10 protein-coding genes are annotated in these 19518 nt (G+C 67.2%); 3 read left to right on the plus strand and 7 right to left on the minus strand.

Annotated features, from left to right (window positions below; all coding sequences use genetic code 11):
• Nucleotides 1-119: 119 nt before the first annotated feature.
• Nucleotides 120-2735 (minus strand): bifunctional aconitate hydratase 2/2-methylisocitrate dehydratase, encoded by a 2616-nt coding sequence (gene acnB, locus ACTOWK_RS18555; protein WP_441331570.1) that lies wholly within the window; start codon nt 2733-2735, stop codon nt 120-122.
• 412 nt (nt 2736-3147) lie between these two features.
• On the opposite strand from acnB, the gene acnA reads away from it, so the two are divergent.
• Entirely contained in the window at nt 3148-5913 is a 2766-nt protein-coding gene (acnA, locus tag ACTOWK_RS18560; protein ID WP_441331571.1) for an aconitate hydratase AcnA, read from the plus strand.
• A gap of 148 nt (nt 5914-6061) precedes the next feature.
• Here the strand turns inward: acnA and ACTOWK_RS18565 are convergent, their stop codons facing one another.
• Complete coding sequence (locus ACTOWK_RS18565) at nt 6062-6565, minus strand: nuclear transport factor 2 family protein (protein WP_441331572.1); 504 nt, start codon at nt 6563-6565, stop codon at nt 6062-6064.
• Nucleotides 6566-6814: 249 nt separating this feature from the next.
• Between ACTOWK_RS18565 and ACTOWK_RS18570 the strand changes: the two genes are divergently transcribed.
• Nucleotides 6815-8488 (plus strand): long-chain fatty acid--CoA ligase, encoded by a 1674-nt coding sequence (locus tag ACTOWK_RS18570; RefSeq protein ID WP_441331573.1) that lies wholly within the window; start codon nt 6815-6817, stop codon nt 8486-8488.
• Between the two features lie 261 nt (nt 8489-8749).
• Complete coding sequence (locus ACTOWK_RS18575; RefSeq protein WP_441331585.1) at nt 8750-9643, plus strand: crotonase/enoyl-CoA hydratase family protein; 894 nt, start codon at nt 8750-8752, stop codon at nt 9641-9643.
• 48 nt (nt 9644-9691) lie between these two features.
• Here ACTOWK_RS18575 and ACTOWK_RS18580 read toward each other — a convergent pair whose 3' ends face one another.
• The 5 genes from ACTOWK_RS18580 to ACTOWK_RS18600 form a co-directional block, all read right to left on the minus strand.
• Nucleotides 9692-11860: a response regulator gene (locus ACTOWK_RS18580; RefSeq protein WP_441331574.1), complete on the minus strand. Its 2169-nt coding sequence runs from the start codon at nt 11858-11860 to the stop codon at nt 9692-9694.
• A 3-nt stretch (nt 11861-11863) separates the two neighbouring features.
• On the minus strand, nt 11864-12985 hold the full coding sequence (locus ACTOWK_RS18585; RefSeq protein ID WP_425599977.1) for an HD domain-containing phosphohydrolase: 1122 nt from the start codon (nt 12983-12985) through the stop codon (nt 11864-11866).
• Nucleotides 12986-13230: 245 nt separating this feature from the next.
• The gene (gene lysS, locus ACTOWK_RS18590; RefSeq protein ID WP_441331575.1) at nt 13231-14748 is read right to left on the minus strand and encodes a lysine--tRNA ligase; all 1518 of its coding nucleotides are present in this window, start codon (nt 14746-14748) and stop codon (nt 13231-13233) included.
• Between the two features lie 382 nt (nt 14749-15130).
• Nucleotides 15131-16259, minus strand: a protein-coding gene (gene prfB / locus ACTOWK_RS18595; protein ID WP_441331576.1) for a peptide chain release factor 2 whose coding sequence is annotated in 2 segments (ribosomal slippage) — nt 15131-16183 and nt 16185-16259 — 1128 coding nt in all. Because the reading frame shifts where the segments join, the coding sequence is not laid out codon by codon here.
• A 217-nt stretch (nt 16260-16476) separates the two neighbouring features.
• Nucleotides 16477-19386 carry a VIT domain-containing protein gene (locus ACTOWK_RS18600; protein WP_441331577.1) on the minus strand — a complete coding sequence of 970 codons (2910 nt, stop codon included), beginning with the start codon at nt 19384-19386 and terminating at the stop codon, nt 16477-16479.
• Between the last annotated feature and the right edge of the window lie 132 nt (nt 19387-19518).

The following is a 19518-nucleotide window of genomic DNA, read 5'->3' on the forward strand; positions in this document are numbered from 1 at the left end:
CTTTGGCGGCGCGGGTTCTCGTGCGGCGAAACCTTCGCCGGTTAGAACGGCGCTAACCACGCCCAACAAAAGACCCCGGCCTCGGCCGGGGTTTTTCGTCATGCATTACCGCTCGGCGATCAGGCCGCGGCCACCGTGTCGGCGACCGTCTTGTAGTCTTCGATCTGATCGAAGTTCATGTAGCGGTAGATCTTGTCGCTGTCGGCCTTGAGCACGCCGACGTCCGCCATGTATTCCTCGCGGGTCGGGATGCGGCCCAGGCGCGAGCAGATCGCCGCCAGTTCCGCCGAGCCGAGGTAGACGTTGGTGTTGCGGCCCAGGCGGTTCGGGAAGTTGCGGGTGCTGGTCGAGAACACGGTCGCGCCTTCGCGCGCCTGCGCCTGGTTGCCCATGCACAGCGAGCAGCCCGGCATTTCCATGCGCGCGCCGGCGGTGCCGAAGGTGCCGTAGTGGCCTTCCTTGGTCAGCTCGGACGCATCCATCTTGGTCGGCGGCGCGACCCACAGGCGGGTCGGGATGTCGCGCTTGCCTTCGAGCAGCTTCGCTGCCGCGCGGAAGTGACCGATGTTGGTCATGCACGAACCGATGAAGACTTCGTCGATGACTGCGCCGGCGACGTCCGACAGCGTCTTCACGTCGTCGGGGTCGTTCGGGCACGCCACGATCGGCTCGACGATCTGGTCCAGATCGATCTCGATCACCGCGGCGTAGTCGGCATCGGCATCGCCTTCCAGCAGCTGCGGGCTGGCCAGCCAGCCTTCCATCGCCTTGATCCGGCGGGCGAGCGAACGCGGGTCGGCGTAACCCTCGGCGATCATCCACTTCAGCAAGGTGATGTTGCTGGTGAGGTATTCGATGATCGGTTCCGGATCGAGCTTGACCGTGCAGCCGGCGGCCGAGCGTTCGGCCGAGGCGTCGGACAGCTCGAACGCCTGCTCGACCTTCAGCTGCGGCAGGCCTTCGATTTCGAGGATGCGGCCGGAGAAGATGTTCTTCTTGCCCTGCTTGGCGACGGTCAGCAGACCGGACTTGGTCGCGGCCAGCGGAATCGCGTTGACCAGGTCGCGCAGGGTCACGCCGGGCTGCATTTCGCCCTTGAAGCGCACCAGCACCGATTCCGGCATGTCCAGCGGCATGACGCCGGTGGCCGCGGCGAACGCGACCAGGCCGGAGCCGGCCGGGAACGAGATGCCGACCGGGAAGCGGGTGTGCGAGTCGCCGCCGGTGCCGACGGTGTCGGGCATCAGCATGCGGTTGAGCCAGCTGTGGATCACGCCGTCGCCCGGGCGCAGCGAGATGCCGCCGCGGTTGGAGATGAACTCCGGCAGGGTGTGGTGGGTCTTGACGTCGACCGGCTTCGGATAGGCCGCGGTGTGGCAGAACGACTGCATCACCAGGTCGGCCGAGAAGCCGAGGCAGGCCAGGTCCTTGAGCTCGTCGCGGGTCATCGGGCCGGTGGTGTCCTGCGAACCCACCGAGGTCATCTTCGGCTCGCAATAGGTGCCCGGACGCACGCCTCGCTGCACACCATCAACTTCGGGCAGACCGCAGGCGCGGCCGACCATCTTCTGCGCCAGCGAATAACCCTTGCCGGTGTCGGCCGGGTTCTGCGGCAGGCGGAACAGGGTCGACGCCGGCAGGCCCAGCGCTTCGCGCGCCTTGGCGGTCAGGCCGCGGCCGACGATCAGCGGGATGCGGCCGCCGGCGCGCACTTCGTCGAGCAGCACGTCGGACTTCAGCGCGAACTCGGCGATGACCTGGCCGTCCTTGATGGCCTTGCCGTCGTAGGGACGCAGTTCGACCACGTCGCCCATGTTCATCTGCGACACGTCGAGTTCGATCGGCAGCGCGCCGGCGTCTTCCATGGTGTTGTAGAAGATCGGCGCGATCTTCGAACCCAGGCACACGCCGCCGAAGCGCTTGTTCGGGATGAACGGAATGTTTTCGCCGGTGAACCACAGCACCGAGTTGGTGGCCGACTTGCGGCTGGAACCGGTACCGACCACGTCGCCGACGTAGGCGACCAGGTGGCCTTTGTCCTTGAGCGATTCGATGAAGGCGATCGGACCGCGCTTGCCGTCTTCCTCGGGCACGATGCCGTCGCGGGCGTTCTTCAGCATCGCCAGCGCGTGCATCGGGATGTCCGGGCGGGTGGTCGCATCGGGCGCCGGCGACAGGTCGTCGGTGTTGGTCTCCCCGGTCACCTTGAACACGGTGATGGTCAGGCTTTCCGGCACTTCCGGACGGCTGGTGAACCATTCCGCGTCGGCCCAGCTCTGCAGCACCGACTTGGCGTTGGCGTTGCCGGCCTCGGCCTTGTCCTGGACGTCGTGGAAGGCGTCGAACATCAGCAGGGTCTTCTTCAACGCTTCGGCGGCGATGGTGCCGACCTGGGCGTCGTCGAGCAGCTCGACCAGCGGATGGATGTTGTAGCCGCCGAGCATGGTGCCGAGCAGTTCGGTCGCGCGCTCGCGGCTGATCAAGGCGTTCTTCTCGGTGCCGAAAGCGAGCGCGGCGAGATAGGAGGCCTTGACCTTGGCGGCGTCGTCGACGCCGGCCGGCACGCGCTGGGTGATCAGGTCGAGCAGGAATGCCTGCTCCTCGGCAGCATGGTCGCCCGCCGGCGGCGCTTTCAGCAGCTCGATGACCTCGGCGGTCTGCTGGGCGGTCAGGGGCAGCGGCGGAATGCCCAGCGCGGCGCGCTCGGCAACGTGTAGGCGATAGCTGGAGAGCATGGAGATTCCCGTCGGAGTGAAGCGGTAAAGACGTGGCACTGGCTGCGTGGGTCCGCCGCCGCGACCGGCGCGTGCGGATTTAACGTGGCGAGTTGCTGGTGGCGAATTGCTGGGAGGCAAGGCCGTGGGCGCCCGCGAAAGGGCACGGCCTCGACCGCGTATTTTGCCTTCAAAGGGCTTTCGCGGCAAACGCGGCCACGGCGCCGGGCCTCGCCGCGCAAGGCTTTGCGCGATCCGTCCATACGCTTGCGGCGGAACGCTGTAGCCCGCTTGCGACCATGGTCTGCACGCTTCCTGAACCCGATAAAGCGATAATCGGCGCCAACGCCAGCCACCGCGCCCGTTCCCCCGACGCGCCAGCCTCCGTACCGCCCCGGCGGCACGCCAGCCGTATCCAAGGAGCTCCACCGACATGCCCGACTCCTATTCGACCCGCCGCAAACTTTCCGTCAACGGCCGCGACTACACCTACTTCAGCCTGCCGGCCCTGGGCGAGCGCTACGACATCAGCCGCCTGCCCTACTCAATGAAGATCCTGCTCGAGAACCTGCTGCGCCACGAAGACGGCGGCGCCACGGTCGGCAAGGACCACATCGAGGCGGTCGCGCGATGGGACGCCACCCGCGAGCCCGACACCGAGATCGCCTTCATGCCGGCGCGCGTGGTCCTGCAGGACTTCACCGGCGTGCCTTGCGTGGTCGACCTGGCGGCGATGCGCGACGCGGTCGGCCGGCTCGGCGGCAACGCGCGCCAGATCAACCCGCTGATTCCCTCCGAACTGGTCATCGACCACTCGGTCCAGGTCGATGTGTTCGGCAGCCCCGAGGCGCTGGACCTGAACGGCAAAATCGAGTTCCAGCGCAACATGGAACGCTACAGCTTCCTGCGCTGGGGCCAGAAGTCGTTCGAGAACTTCAAGGTGGTGCCGCCGAACACCGGCATCGTCCACCAGGTCAACCTGGAGAACCTGGCGCGCGTGGTCATGGGCCGCGAAGTCGACGGAGATTTACAGGCCTTCCCCGACACCGTGTTCGGCACCGACAGCCACACCACCATGATCAACGGCATCGGCGTGCTCGGCTGGGGCGTCGGCGGCATCGAGGCCGAGGCGGCGATGCTCGGCCAGCCCTCGTCGATGCTGATCCCGCAGGTGGTCGGCTTCAAGCTCAACGGCCAACTGCCGGAAGGCGCGACCGCGACCGACCTGGTCCTGACCGTCACCCAGATGCTGCGCAAGCACGGCGTGGTCGGCAAGTTCGTCGAGTTCTTCGGCGACGGCCTCCAGCACCTTCCGCTGGCCGACCGCGCGACCATCGCCAACATGGCGCCCGAGTACGGCGCGACCTGCGGCATCTTCCCGATCGACGCCGAGGCGGTGACCTATCTGCGCCTGTCGGGCCGCTCGGAGGAACAGATCGCTCTGGTCGAGGCCTATGCCAAAGCCCAGGGCCTGTGGCACGAGCCCGGCCAGGCCCACGCCACGTATTCGGCCACGCTCGAGCTCGACCTCGGCGACGTGCGTCCGTCGATGGCCGGCCCGAAGCGTCCGCAGGACCGCGTTCTGCTCGAAAACGTGCACACCAACTTCAGCGAGAACCTCGGGCCGCTGGTCGCCAACCGGAAGCCCAGACTTGGTTGCGCCGTAGACGAGCTCAAGGGCGAAGGCGGCGGCCAAACGCAGGCCGATCACCTGGCGGCCAAGCCGGTGTCGAAGATCCGCATCCACGATCAGGACGCCGACCTGTGCGACGGCTCGGTGGTGATCGCTGCGATCACCTCCTGCACCAACACCTCCAACCCGGCGGTGATGCTCGGCGCCGGCCTGCTCGCGCGCAACGCCGCACGCCTGGGCCTGAAGTCCAAGCCCTGGGTCAAGACCTCGCTCGGCCCGGGCTCGCTGGTGGTCACCGACTATCTGCGCAAGGCCGGCGTGCTCGCCGACCTGGAAAAGCTCGGCTTCTACGTGGTCGGCTACGGCTGCACCACCTGCATCGGCAACTCCGGCCCGCTGCCGGACGAAGTGTCCAAGGGCATCGCCGAGAACGAACTCGTCGTCGCCTCGGTGCTGTCGGGCAACCGCAACTTCGAAGGCCGCGTGCATCCGGAAGTGAAGGCCAACTACCTCGCCTCGCCGCCGCTGGTCGTCGCCTATGCGATCGCCGGCACGGTCAATATCGACCTGACCAAGGAACCGATCGGCAAGGGCGCCGACGGCCAGGACGTGTACCTGCGTGACATCTGGCCGAGCAACAAGGAAATCGGCGACATGATCGCCGCGACCGTCGGCCCGGAACTGTTCGCGCAGAACTACGCCGACGTGTTCAAGGGCGACACCCGCTGGAACCAGATCGCCTCGCCCGACGGCGAGTCCTTCCGCTGGGAAGAAAGTTCGACCTACATCAAGAACCCGCCCTACTTCGACGGCATGACCATGCAGGTCGGCAGCATCGACGATGTCCACGGCGCGCGGGTGATGGGCCTGTTTGGCGACTCGATCACCACCGACCACATCTCGCCGGCCGGCAACATCAAGAAAGATTCGCCCGCCGGCCGTTTCCTGGTCTCGCGCGGCGTGCAACCGGCCGACTTCAACAGCTACGGTTCGCGCCGCGGCAACGACGATGTGATGGTGCGCGGCACCTTCGCCAACATCCGCATCAAGAACCTGATGTTCGGCGGCGAAGAAGGCGGCAACACCCTGTACTACGGCGGCAACGGCGCCGCGCCGGAAAAACTCGCGATCTTTGATGCGGCGATGAAGTACAAGGCCGACGGCGTGCCGCTGGTGGTGTTCGCCGGCAAGGAATACGGCACCGGCTCCTCGCGCGACTGGGCCGCCAAGGGCACCAACCTGCTCGGGATCAAGGCGGTGATCGCCGAAAGCTTCGAACGCATCCACCGCTCCAACCTGGTCGGCATGGGCGTGCTGCCGCTGCAGTTCAAGGACGGCGAGAACGCGCAGAGCCACGGCCTGGACGGCTCGGAAGTCGTCGACGTGATCGGCCTGGACGACGGCGCCGCCAAGACCGCCACCCTGGTGGCGAAAAAGGCCGACGGCAGCGAGAAGCGGTTCGAGGTCAAGGTGCTGCTGCTGACGCCGAAGGAAGTCGAGTACTTTCGCCACGGCGGCATCCTGCACTACGTGCTGCGCCAACTGGCTGCGCGCAAGGCGGCTTGAGCGGTAACTGACCGAGCGGAAGACCCGCCGGTGGCCTCGCCGCCACCGGCATCCCGGGAGAGCGGCTTCGGCCGCTCTCGTCGTATTCGTTTGCTCGCTCTCGGTTTCGCGTGCGGCCAGAGTGGCGTTGCGAACGGCGGCGGCCGAACTACAGCTTCGCGGTCCAACGTGCCGAGGTCATGCGCCAGTCGCCGGCTTCCTCGCGCCAGCCGGTCTCCACTTCGTACAGCCGCGCGGCCTCGGGCAAGGGCTGACCGGAGCCGCCGGTCAATGCCGCGGTGAAACGCACGGTCGCATGGTCGGGCCGCATGGCGATGTCGAGCGGGCCGATGGCGACGCCGAGCCGGCGATAGCGCAGGAAGCTGCCGACCGCGAGCCGGCGCGCACCTTCGCGGTCCAGCCCCTCGGGGCCGACGAAATCGGCCGCCAGCCAGTCCTGCAGGGCCGGGGCGTCGCGCTCCTCGATCGCCGTCTGCAACTGCGCGACCGAATCGCGCAGGCGCTGTTCCGGCGGGTCGCGGCCGCAGGCCGTGGCCAGCACCGCCAGGATCATGGCCAGCAGCAAGACCAGTGCATGGCCGCGCCATGGCGCCGCAAGGCGCCTTGTCGGCCGCGCGGCGATCCCATCCTCGCGGCTGTTCGCAATCTTCATCGGACCTCCTCCCCCTGGCCGCAATCCTCGCACCGGTAGCGGCGGCGGTCGCTTGGCACGACCGTTCGCGCGCCGCCTCGGAGCCTCATCCTGACAGGTCCGCAAGGCCTCGGACAATGTCCGCACCGCCCTTCGCAGCATCGCCTTGCCAGTCTGTAGAGCCTATGCTCCAATCGAGAAAATACCGTACGGCAGCGCACACAGCGGGCCGGCGGCCAGAATCGACGAGCGATTAGAGAGGGGATCGCGATGAGTTTCGAACGTCCGTGGCTTGCTCAGTATCCTGATGGCGTGCCGGCACAGATCGACGTGGACGAGTTTCCGTCCATCGTATCGGTGCTGGAAAACGCCATCGAAAATTATCGCGACCGTCCCGCCTTCTCCAATTTCGGCAAGGTACTGACCTACGGCGACATCGACCGGCTCAGCGCGCAGTTCGCCGCGTATCTGCTCGGCGAACTCAAGCTCAAGAAGGGCGATCGCGTCGCGATCATGATGCCCAACTGTCTGCAGTATCCGATCGCGACCTTCGGCGTGTTGCGCGCCGGCCTGACCGTGGTCAACACCAATCCGATGTACACCGCGCGCGAGCTCAAGCATCAGCTCGACGACTCCGGCGCCGCGGTGATCTTCGTGCTCGACAACTTCGGCAAGACCGTGCAGGACGTGGTCGGCCAGACTCAGGTCAAGCAGGTCATCACCACCGGCCTGGGCGACATGATCGGCGGGCTCAAGGGCCCGGTGATGAACTTCGTCCTGAAGTACGTCAAGAAGATGGTGCCGGACTACGACATCCCCGGCGCCGTGCGCTTCCGCGACACCCTGACTCTCGGGCAGATGCACAAACTGCCGGACATCGAGATCTCGCCGAACGACATCGCCTTCCTGCAATACACCGGCGGCACCACCGGCGTGGCCAAGGGCGCGATGCTGACCCATCGCAACCTGGTCGCGAACATGCAGCAGGCCGCGGCCTGGGTCGGCACCAACGCCAAGCCCGGCTACGAAATCATCATCACCGCGCTGCCGCTGTACCACATCTTCGCGTTGACCGCGAACGGACTGGTCTTCATGAAGTTCGGCGGCCTCAACCACATGATCACCAATCCGCGCGACATGCCGGCCTTCGTCAAGGAACTGAAGAAGACCCCGTTCACCGCGATCACCGGCGTCAACACCTTGTTCAACGGCCTGCTCAACACACCGGGTTTCGACGAGGTCGATTTCTCCCATCTGCACCTGACCCTCGGCGGCGGCATGGCCGTGCAGCGCGCGGTCGCCGAGCGCTGGAAGCAAGTCACCGGCATCACCCTGGTCGAAGCCTACGGCCTCACCGAGACCTCGCCGGCCGCCTGCATCAATCCGATGGACCTGGCCGAGTACAACGGCTCGATCGGCCTGCCGATCCCGTCGACCGACGCCTGCGTCAAGGACGAGAACAACAACATGCTCGGCGTCGGCGAAGTCGGCGAACTGTGCATCAAGGGCCCGCAGGTCATGAAGGGCTATTGGCAGCGTCCGGAGGAAACCGCCAACGTCATCGACGACGACGGCTGGCTGCATACCGGCGACATGGCGCGCATGGACGAGCAGGGTTTCTTCTACATCGTCGACCGCAAGAAGGACATGATCCTGGTGTCGGGCTTCAACGTGTATCCGAACGAGATCGAGGACGTGATCGCGATGATGCCCGGCGTGCTCGAAGTGGCCGCAGTCGGCGTGCCCGACGAGAAGTCCGGCGAGGCGGTCAAGGTGGTGATCGTCAAGAAGGACCCGGCGCTGACCGCCGAGGACGTCAAGGCGCACGCCCGGATCAACCTGACCGGCTACAAGCATCCCAAGTTCGTCGAGTTCCGCACCGAATTGCCCAAGACCAATGTCGGCAAGATCCTGCGCCGGGAGCTGCGCGACGCGCCCAAGTAAGCTTCACGGCACGTGCCGGCGCTCCAGGCACCGTCCCCGAAAGGCCCCTCCGCGAGGGGCCTTTTTCGTTGCCGGTTTCGTTGCCGAATCGGGCACGGGCCGGGGCCTGGAAACGGCCAGGGGCGGGCTGCGGAATGTGCCGGAAATGAATGCGCCAGGACGGAGACCGAACCTTGTCTGAACGATGCCTGGGCGAGGTGTAGCATCGAAACGCGGGTAATCCCGACCCGCCACCCGTCCTTCAGGAGTCCCGCCATGTCCATGTCCGCCCGTCTGCCAATCGCGAACGTCCCCGCCCTGTTCCGTCATGTCGCCGACCCGGCCAGCGGTACCGATTGGGGGTATATGCACGCCCAGCCCGCCAACCACGACGCGCCCTACTCGCCTTGCTTCTCCGAGCATCTGCTCGACGATATGAAGCGCGTGCAGGAACGCATCCGCCGCGAACTCGCTTCCGATTCCGATCCGCGCGCCGGCATCCGCCATTTCGTGCTCGCTTCCGATGCCGACGTGTTCAACCTCGGCGGCGACCTGGCGCTGTTCTCGCGCATGATCCGCAGCGGCAACCGTCAGCGCCTGCTCGAGTACGCTTGCCTGTGCATCGAGGTCGCTTTCAATCTGTATCGGTTGCACGAAGACCGGGTCCACAGCATCGCGGTGATCCAGGGCGACGCGCTCGGCGGCGGCTTCGAGGCCGCGCTGTGCTGCCACACCATCATCGCCGAGGCCGGCACCGGCATGGGCTTCCCGGAAGTGCTGTTCGACCTGTTCCCGGGCATGGGCGCCTACACCTTCCTGACCCGTCGCGTCACCCCGGTCCAGGCCGAACGCATGATGCTCAACGCCCGCGTTTATCCGGTCGAAGAACTGCTGCGCATGGGCGTGGTCGACCAGGTGGTGCCGCGCGGTTACGGCCTGCAGGCGGCGTCCGAACTGATCAAGCGCAACCAGCGCATGGGCAATGCGCTGCGGGCGATGAACACGGTCCGCCAGGCCTGCCGTCCGGTCAGTCTCGACGAGCTGCTGTCGGTGACCACCGAATGGGTCGATGCGGCGATGCGCCTCAACGATCGCGGGCTCAAGACCATGGAACGCCTGGTGCGTGCGCAGCAGCGCCGGGCCGGCGCGATCGTGCCGGCGCTGGCGCTGGCCTGATGTCTTGCAGGGGGGGGCCTGCCACGCACCTCGCGTGGCAGGATGCTGTCAAGAAACGTCGGGGACGTCCTTGCCGCGGTTGCCGCGACTGAGGCGCGCGACTTCCTGACGGCTGACGTCGGCGACCGCCGACAATTGCGTCGCGAGATCCACGACCAGTTTCGGACACTCGCGAACCAGCACATCGTCGCTTGCGCGCATGACCTGCGAGCAGCGCTCAGCGATCGAGTGCGCACCGAGATTTTCCGCCACGCCCTTGTAGGCATGGGCGATCTCGCGGAACTCGTCCCAACGCGCCACCGCCGCCGCGGCTTCCAGGTCGGTCTGGCAGGACTGCGCGTCCTTCAGGCACTGCTCGACGAAATCGCGCAGGAACTGATCGCCCAAACCCATTTCGGCCAGTTCGGCCAACACCGCCGGGTTGGTCAGCGGACGGCTGACGTCGCTGATCGCGCGCACCGCCGGCAAGCGCTGCGAATCGACCACGTCGGCGATGGTTTCGAGCAGGCGCCCGACCACGATCGGCTTGGTCAGGAACGCCATCGCCCCGGCTTCGCTGGCCGCTTCTGAGGCCTGCAGGGTCGCGTCGGCGCTGAGGATGATGGTCGGCGTGCGGCGGCCGTTGCCGGCCTGCATGAAACGCAGTTGCCGGATCACGTCCAGGCCGCTGAGGCCGGGCATGTGCATGTCGAGCACGGCGAGATCGAACTGGCCGAGTTCGAGCTGGTCCAGGGCCTGTTCGCCGTCGTTGGCGGCCTGCACGCGGTGGCCGGCACGCTCGAGGATGCGGGTCAGCACGGTGCGGTTGGCCGACTGGTCGTCGGCGATCAGCACCCGCAGGCTGCGCACCCGGGTCTTGTGCCGCAGGAACGGGTCCTCGAACGAGATGACCTTGCCGCTGCCCTCCTGCTGGGCGTCGGGCGCGGCCAGGGCGGCCTCTTCCAGGCGCAGCGGCAGTTCGACCCAGAAATGGCTGCCGCCGCCGGGATTGGCCTCCAGGCCGATTTCGCCGCCGAGCAGTTGGGTCAGGGTCTTGGCGATCGTGGTGCCCAGGCCGGTGCCGCCGAAGCGCCGGGTCGGGCCGTTGTCGACCTGCTCGAACGCCTGGAAGATCCGGTCGACGTCCTCGGTCGGCACGCCGATGCCGGTGTCGCGCACCGAGAAACGCAGGCGCACCTGGCGCTCGACCCCGGGCGCGCCCGGGCCGGTAGCCCCGCCCACCAGGCGCGCGACCAGCGACACCCCGCCCTTCTCGGTGAACTTGATCGCGTTGTGCAGCAGGTTCAACAGCACCTGGGTCAGCAGCGCGCTGTCGCCGTTGAGGCGTACCGGCACGTCCTGCTCGACGTCGACCTTGAGCGTCAGCCCCTTCGCCGCGGCCAGCGGTTGCAGCATCTTCTGCAGCCGCTTCATCACTTCCTGCAGGTTGAAGTCGATGTCGCGGCGCTGCAGCTTGCCGGCCTCGATCGCCGAGATGTCCAGCACGTCGTTGACCAGCAACAGCAGCGATTGCGCCGAAGCGTGGATGACGTCGGCGTATTCGCGCTGATCCGGGGCCAGGCGGGTGCCGTGCATCAGTTCGGCCATGCCGATGATGCCGTTGAGCGGGGTGCGCAGCTCGTGGCTCATATTGGCCAGGAACCGGCTCTTGGCCTCGTTGGCGCGGCGGGCGTCCTCGGTCGCTTTCTGCAGGCTGCGCAGCAGCGAGGACAAGTAGGCCGGGATCGCCACCAGGCCCAGCCACAGCCCGGTCGACAGATACGGCTGGCTGCTCCAGTAGTCGTTCTTGAGGACCACCGCCAGGAACGAGGCGCCGGCCAGGGACGCGGCGGTGTACAGGTAGGTGGTGCCGTAGCGCAGGCCGTTGCCGATGGTCACCCACAGCACGATCACGTACAGCGGCGCCAGCGAGGGCGCGTCCAGCGACATCAGCATCGCCAGGGTCGAATAGTCGGCGAGCATGCCGATCCAGCGGCGCAGGTGGGAAACCCCGGGCTGGCGCACGATCGCCGCCATCAGGCCCAGGCCGACCACCGATTCGGCCGACATCACCCACAGCATGGTCTGTGTGGCCACGCTGGCCTGGTCGAAGGCCTGCAGGCCCAGCAGGTAGGCGACGATCAGGCAGGCGATGACCAGCCGCACCAGAGCCTGCCCATGCTCGCTGTCCGGGCGGTTCGAGAGGCGCTCCTTGACCACGCGCAGGATGGAAGCCATCGGCTACTCCAAGCCGGGACGGGGGAAGCTGGCCGAATAACGATCGCAGATTTCGTCGAGCCGGGCTCGGCTGCGGATCAGGGCGTCCACGCAACGTGGATCGAACAAACGACCGCGCTGAGCGTACATATACCCCAATGCCTCCTCCACGTCCCACGCCTTTTTGTACGGACGTGGCGAAATCAGGGCGTCGAACACATCCGCGACCGCCACGATCCGGGCTTCCAGGGGAATATCGTCCCCGACCAGCCCGTCCGGGTAGCCGCTGCCATCGTAGCGCTCGTGGTGGCGCAAGGCGATCAGGGCCCCGGCCTGGATGAACCGGTTCTGGCTGCCGCTGAGCAGTTCGTAGCCGATCTTGGGGTGGCGGCGCATGACCGCCGTCTCCTCCTCGGTCAGCGGGCCGGGCTTCATCAGGACCGCGTCGGGGATGGCGATCTTGCCGATGTCGTGCAGCGGCGCGGCCATCTCGATGACCCGGATCTCGTCCTCGAACATGCCCAGTTGCTCGGCGATCAGGCCGGCGATGTGCGACATCCGCTCCAGGTAGGCGCTGGTGCCGGCATCGCGGTATTCGATGGCACGGGCCAGCCGCGACAGGGTCTCGCGTTCGCGCTCCTCGACCTCGTGCATGCTCGACAGCAGCCGCTGCTCCAGCGACAAGGCCCGCTGTTTGACGTTCTCGGACTGCTGGCGCAGCTGCAGCAGGTTGCGGCAACGCGCGCGCAGCTCGCGCGGGCGTACCGGCTTGACCAGGAAATCGATCACCCCGGCTTCGAGCGCGGCCTGGCGCACCGGTTCGTCGCCCACCACCGTCACCAGGATGATCGGGATGTCCCGGTGCATCGGCAGGCGCCGGAAACGGCGCGCGAACTCCAGCCCGTCGATGCCCGGCATGCGGTAGTCGAGCAGCAACAGATCGGGCTGGTGCGTTTCGCACCACGCCAGCGCCGCCTCGGGCTCACCGAAATCGTGCACCGACAACTCGGACGCGATGTCCTCGATGATGTGGCGCAGCATGGTGCGCGCGGACGTTTGGTCATCGACGATAACGACGTTCACACCGGCTTCCGTAATGGGGTCACCCCCTGTGGTGACCGATCTGGGAGCATACCCCGCCAGGATGCCTGTGACAGCCGCCGAAGGTCCCTAGACGATCCGGGTTCGCCCGCTATCGCCCGGACTCAGTATGCGAATGAGCGCTGTACGTCACGGTTCAACGCGCGCCGACTGAAGAAACGGCCAACCTGCGTTGGCCGTCCATTGTGCTTGGCTGCGTTTGGACTGGGTCGATGGATTTGCCCGGCGTTGCGGCCCATGCGGCCCCAACGCAAACCGGAGGCCGCCGGGCGCCGCCGCCCTGAAACGGCTCAGAGGCCGGCTTCGGGGCGCATATAGGGGAACAGCAGCACATCGCGGATCGACGAGGAGCCGGTCAGCATCATCACCAGGCGGTCGATGCCGATGCCCAGACCGCCGGTCGGCGGCAGGCCGACTTCGAGCGCGCGGATGTAGTCGGCGTCGTAGTGCATGGCCTCGTCGTCGCCGCTGTCTTTCTGGTCGACCTGGGCCTGGAAACGCGCGGCTTGGTCTTCCGGATCGTTGAGCTCGGAGAAGCCGTTCGCCAATTCCTTGCCGCCGATGAACAATTCGAAACGGTCGGTCAGTTCCGGATCGAGGTCGTTGGCGCGTGCGAGCGGGCTGACCTCGACCGGGTGATCGGTGATGAAGGTCGGCTGGATCAAAGTGTGCTCGACGGTCTTTTCGAAGATCTCCAGCAGCAGCTTGCCCCAGCCGTAGTTCGGCTTGACCGCGACCTTGAGGCGCGCGCCGTGAGCGCGCATGGCATCCAGGTCGCGCAGTTCCTCGCGCTTGATCTCGGGGTTGTGTTCGAGCACCGCGTCGGTCATGGACCAGCGCCGGAACTTCGGCCCGAGGTCGATGGGGTTTTCGTCCCACTCGACCTGGGTGGTGCCGAGGACGTCGTTCGCGGCGTGGCGGATCACCGCCTCGGTCAGGTCCATGATCTCGGTGTAGGTGGCGTAGGCCTCGTACAACTCGAGCATGGTGAACTCGGGGTTGTGCCGGGTCGACACGCCCTCGTTGCGGAAATTGCGGTTGATCTCGTAGACGCGCTCGAGGCCGCCGACCACCAGGCGCTTGAGGTACAGCTCGGGCGCGACGCGCAGGTACAACTGCAGGTCGAGCGCGTTGTGATGGGTGGTGAACGGCTTGGCCGCGGCGCCGCCGGGGATGTAATGCATCATCGGCGTTTCCACTTCGAGGAAGCGCCGCGTGTCCAGCCAGGCGCGCATCGAGCGGATGATCTTGGAGCGCTTGACGAACACGTCGCGCGCATCCGGCGACACGATCAGGTCGACGTAGCGCTGGCGATAACGCTGCTCGACGTCGGCCAGGCCGTGGAACTTGTCCGGCAAGGGACGCAGCGCCTTGGTCAGCAGGCGCAGGGTCTCGGCCTTGACCGACAGCTCGCCGGTCTTGGTGCGGGTGATCGGGCCTTCCGCGGCAACGATGTCGCCGACGTCCCAACCCTTGAACTTGTCGTAGGTCTCGCCGAGCGCGTTGGACTGCAGGAACAGCTGGATGCGCCCGGACTCGTCCTGGATCTGGACGAAGCTGGCCTTGCCCATGACCCGCTTGAGCAGGATGCGGCCGGCGACCGCGACCCGACGCGCCTCGCTGTCCAGCGCTTGCTGGGTCCAATGCTCGGCATCGATGTACTGCGCCTGCAGGTCGCCGACGAAGTCGCCTCGGCGGAAATCGTTCGGGAAGGCGATGCCCTCGCCGCGCATGGCCGTGAGTTTGGCGCGACGCTCCGCGATCAGATGGTTCTCGTCGATGGGCGGCAGGCTCGTTTCGTCGGTCATGGTCTGGGAGTTCAGGTAAGGGCTTGGGAAAGCTGGAGGGATGCAGAGTACTGAAGTCGTGGCGCGGGCGCTTGGGGGCGGTCGACGGCAGGCGTGGAGATGGCGCTGGCGGATGCGGACGGTCTTGGCGGCGAGCTTGGCGGGCGAGCTTGGCGGGTGATCCTGCCGGGCGAGCAAGGCGATGGGAGGACGGCGGCAGCCGGCGTGTGTGCGGCAACGCATTCCCGCTCCACCCGCCGCACCGCTCCCCTTCAGCCCGCCATCCCCGCGAAGGCGGGGATCCAGGGCCTCACCGATGCGCACTGCGAAGTCGTTGGATCCCCGCCTTCGCGGGGATGACGACCTGACAGACGCGACGGCTGCAGGACCCGAGTCCCGAGTCTCAGACCGCGTCGATGCGTTTGGAGCCCACTTCCAGACCCGACTTCAGGCTGGCCTCGACGAATTCGTCGAGATCGCCGTCGAGCACCTTCTGGGTGTCGCTGCGTTCGATGCCGGTGCGCAGGTCCTTGATGCGGCTCTGGTCGAGCACGTAGTTGCGGATCTGGCTGCCCCAGCCGATGTCGGACTTGGTCGCCTCGACCGCGTCGCGCACGGCGTTGCGCTTCTGGATTTCCAGCTCGTACAACTTCGCCGCCAGCATCTTCATGGCGCGGTCGCGGTTGGCGTGCTGGCTGCGCTCGGTCTGGCAGGCCACGACTATTCCGCTCGGCACGTGAGTGATGCGCACCGCCGATTCGGTCTTGTTGACGTGCTGGCCGCCGGCGCCCGAGGAACGGTAGACGTCGGTCTTGAGGTCGGCCGGATTGATCTCGATGTCGATCTTGTCGTCGACTTCCGGCGACACGAACACCGAGGTGAAGCTGGTGTGGCGGCGGTTGTCGGAGTCGAACGGCGACTTGCGCACCAGGCGGTGCACGCCGGTCTCGGTCTTCAGCCAGCCGTAGGCGAAATCGCCTTCGACGCGGAAGGTCGCCGACTTGATGCCGGCCACGTCGCCGCCGCTGACTTCCATCAGCTCGGCCTTCCAGCCGCGCGATTCGGCCCAGCGCAGGTACATGCGCAACAGGATCTCGGCCCAGTCCTGGGCTTCGGTGCCGCCGGCGCCGGCCTGGATGTCGACGAAAGCCGAAGAGGCGTCCATCGGCCCGGAGAACATGCGCCGGAATTCGAGTTCCTCGACCTGCTTGGCGTAGCGCTCGACGTCCTCGACCACGGCCAGCGCGGTCGACTCGTCGTCTTCCATTTCGGCCAGTTCGAGCAGTTCGTCGGCGCCGACCAGCCCGTCGGTGAGACGGCGGATGCCGTCGACGACCTTTTCCAGGCTGGCGCGCTCGCGGCCCAGGCCCTGGGCCTGTTCGGCGTTGTTCCAGATATCGGGGCTTTCGAGCTCCCGGTTTACTTCTTCGAGGCGTTCGACTTTGCTGTCGTAGTCAAAGATACCCCCTGAGCGAATCCAGCCGGCCACGAAGGTCGGCGATGCGCTGGCGGACGGGATTGAGCTCGATCATGTCCGATGGTCTTGAATGCGGATGAGAACCGCCGATTCTAGCAGCCCGAGAGTCCAGCACGCCCGCCTGGCCCTCGCAGCCCAGGGTAGGAGCCGCGCAAGCCGCGACCGCGCCCCACCCCCGGCTCGAGCGAACCGGCGGCGGCGAACCGGACCCGGATCAGGCGGCCGGCTCGCTGCGACGTACCGCCCTGCCCCCCCACCTCATCCGACCCGCCTCACTTCACCTCGAACTCGCCGACCATCACCACCTCGCTGCGGTCCTTCAGGCGCAGGGTGACCTTCTGCTCGCGCTGTTGGGCGCCGCCGAAGCCGGTGCTGAGCCACAGGTGCAGGGTCGTCGCCCCAGTCACCAACTGCTGGCGGTCGCCGTAGAAATTGGCCTCGACCTTGTACTTGCCCGGCTTGGCGTCGCGCAGGATGAATTCCTCCGGGCCGTAGCCGCCGGTGAAGTCGTTGGAGATGCGCCCGCCCTGATAGGTCAGCTTGTGGCCGTAGTAGCACTTCTCGCCGTTCGGGTCGGTCACCCACAGGTCCATGTCGCTGTTGTCGCTGTCCCAGCTCAGCACCACCCGCAGGTCCAGCGGCAGGTTGCGCAGCAGGCGCTTATCGATACGCGAGCTGTCCAAGCCTCGCGGATGCGCCGCGACGATGGCGTTGAGTTCGGCCATGGCGATTTCCTCCACGCCCGGGAAGCGGCCGTCCCAGTCGCGCAGGGCGATTTCGTACAAGGCCTCCACCGCCTGCGGGTACTGGGCGTTGGCGGCATAGGCCAGACCCAGGTCGCGGAAGCTCTGCGGCTCTTCCTCGGCCAGGCCGCGCACGCGCTCGAACACCGGCACCGCCAGCGCCGGCTGCTCGGCCTGCATCAGGCGATAACCGAGCACCCGCAGGATGTGGCGGTTCTCCAGGTCCATCTCGGCCAAGTTGGAGAGCACGCGCAAGGCGAGATCGCGCTGGCCTTTCTCGACCAGCACGTCGGCGACATCGAGATAGAAGGCGGTGCTGGTGGCGTGCGAATCGCGCTCGTCGAGGTAGATCGCATAGACGCGGTCGGCGCCGGCCTGGCGCAGGCGCCGCGCGTACGGCGAATCGGGCTGCCAAGGCTGCAGGACGATGCGGGCGCCGGCGCCGGGCTGGGCCGAGCCCTCCTTCGCCTGGTCGCGACTGCCGGTCATGACCACCGACTCCAGGACCGTCGCGTCCGCTTCGGCGGCCGGCATCGGCGCGGAAGCGGCGACCGGGGCGGCCGGCGCCGGCTGATAGGCCAGCGAACGCTGCACCTCGCCTTGCGCCCCCCCGGCGGCACGCCGCAGCTTGGCCTCGTCGGCCAGCTGCGGCGGCATGCCCTTCGGCCACTCGCGTTGCCACCACTCGATGCGCTGCGCATACAAGGCCGCGACCCGGTCCAGGCTCTGCCGGCGCGAACGTTCGCTTTCGCCGCTGCGCTCGGCCTTGAGCCGATGGAACTCGTCGAGGCGATCCGGCGGGGCGATGTCGTAGCGCACGTAGTCGGCCAGATCGTCGAGCACGATCATCGAAGTCTCGGCGGTGACGATGCCGAAGCGCTGGCCGAGACGCGCGATCGCGGCGCGGTTGAGTTCGGCATCGGCCTGCATCGCCCGGATCGAGTACTGCGCCCACAACGCTGCCGGCAGCGCACTGGCCGGCGCATCGGCATCGGCATCGGCTTCGATAGGCACCGCGATCTCGCGGACCCGGCCGCCGTCGCGCACCTTCAGGCTCAGCTTGGCCGGGCGGTCGTTAAGCTTGCCGGCGATGCGCAGCAAGCCGCCGTCGGCGAACGGCGAATCGGCCACCACCTCGCTCGTGCCCAGGCCGTCGACGGCGAGCAACTGCGGCCCTTCGTTGAGCAAGGCATCGGCGGCGCGATCCAGTTCGCCGGCGCGCTGCCAGGCCACCAGACGGCCGCCGTGCGCCTGCGCCAGGGCACGCAGGCCGTCGTGGTCGGAGGCCGCGCCGGCCGAGTTCAGTGCGTACAGACGCTGGCCGGCGAGCAAGGCCGGGAAACGGCGCTGGCCGTAATTGAACAAGCCGTCGCTGACCAGCAGGTATTCCTCGATGCCCGCCTGCGGCTGCCAACCGCCCGGGTCGGTCGCGCCGTCGTAGACCGTGCTGTCGAGCTCGCGCTTGAGCGCCGACCAGTCGCCGCCCGTGACCACGAAGGCTTGCGCCTTCTCGGCGCGGTCGCGCAGCCGGATCAGGCTGACCCGGACCTCGCCGGCAGCGCGGAAATACCGATCCAACAGCGCCAGCTCGCTGGCCCGCTCGCGCTTGCGGCCCGAGGCCGAGCTGTCCCACAACAGGCCGACCGACTTCGGCAGCGTGCGCGGCTGGCGCGCCCCGGCCAGCGGCACTTCGGCCAGGAAGAAACGTTCGCCGTCCCGGTCCTGCGTGTAAGCCCGCGGTGCGGTCGCCGCCGGCACCCGCAGACTCAGACCGTCGCCGAGCGGGCGGCTGCGCAGGGCGAGCCGGTAGCGGCCCGCTTGCGAGGCGATCTCGACTTGTTGGTTCAGGCCGACCATGCGCGGCTTCTGCGCCGAGACCAGCTCGAGGCTGAAACTGCGCGCCTGCGCCGCGAACGCCAGCGGCAGCTCGTAACGCCACTCGCCGTCTTCGCGTGCGAGCGACTCGACCAGTTCCAGCCGCACCCGCCGCGTGCCCTGGGCCGGAATCGGGTAGACCCGCAGCTTGAACTGATTGCCGGCGGTCTTCTCCAACAAGGCCGGATCGACGCCGCGGCGCTCGATCGCCTCGAACACCTGCCGGCCCTTGTCCTTGGGCACCGGCACCGCGGCGCGCAGCTTGCCGTCGATATCGAGGGCGAAGCCGGCGATCTGTTGGCCGTCGCGCAAGGGGAATTGCAACTGCCCTTCGAGCACCCGCCGGTTCGGATTGCGGAACACCAGCTCGACCGAAGTGCGGGCCAACCCGCCGACGATCTCGCCGTCGACGCGCGCCGATTCGAGCACGATGGGCGTTTCGGCGCCGCGCACCTCGAGCAAGGGCGGTGCGGTGATATCCCCGCGGATCTGCGCGCTGGCGACGGTGCCGAGGGCGAGCAACAGGCAAAACACGGAACGAACGACTGCGAAGGACGGTTTCACCGGTCACCTCTTCCTTAAGAACGGGGGCTGCAACCTCATAACGCGGCGACTGCGCGAACGGGGTTGAAGGGTGTCGCTTCCATGCACGTGGCGCGAACGCCACAGCCTGCGGGTGGTTGGTATGGGATGCAA

Source organism: Lysobacter sp. CA196, assembly GCF_052078695.1.
Taxonomy (GTDB): Bacteria; Pseudomonadota; Gammaproteobacteria; order Xanthomonadales; family Xanthomonadaceae; genus Lysobacter.

What these genes read in the sequence shown, in the direction of transcription:
- acnB (WP_441331570.1), bottom strand. Translation starts at nt 2,735, where the DNA reads ATGCTCTCCAGCTATCGCCTACACGTTGCCGAGCGCGCCGCGCTGGGC.
- acnA (WP_441331571.1), top strand. Translation starts at nt 3,148, where the DNA reads ATGCCCGACTCCTATTCGACCCGCCGCAAACTTTCCGTCAACGGCCGC.
- ACTOWK_RS18565 (WP_441331572.1), bottom strand. Translation starts at nt 6,565, where the DNA reads ATGAAGATTGCGAACAGCCGCGAGGATGGGATCGCCGCGCGGCCGACA.
- ACTOWK_RS18570 (WP_441331573.1), top strand. Translation starts at nt 6,815, where the DNA reads ATGAGTTTCGAACGTCCGTGGCTTGCTCAGTATCCTGATGGCGTGCCG.
- ACTOWK_RS18575 (WP_441331585.1), top strand. Translation starts at nt 8,750, where the DNA reads ATGTCCGCCCGTCTGCCAATCGCGAACGTCCCCGCCCTGTTCCGTCAT.
- ACTOWK_RS18580 (WP_441331574.1), bottom strand. Translation starts at nt 11,860, where the DNA reads ATGGCTTCCATCCTGCGCGTGGTCAAGGAGCGCCTCTCGAACCGCCCG.
- lysS (WP_441331575.1), bottom strand. Translation starts at nt 14,748, where the DNA reads ATGACCGACGAAACGAGCCTGCCGCCCATCGACGAGAACCATCTGATC.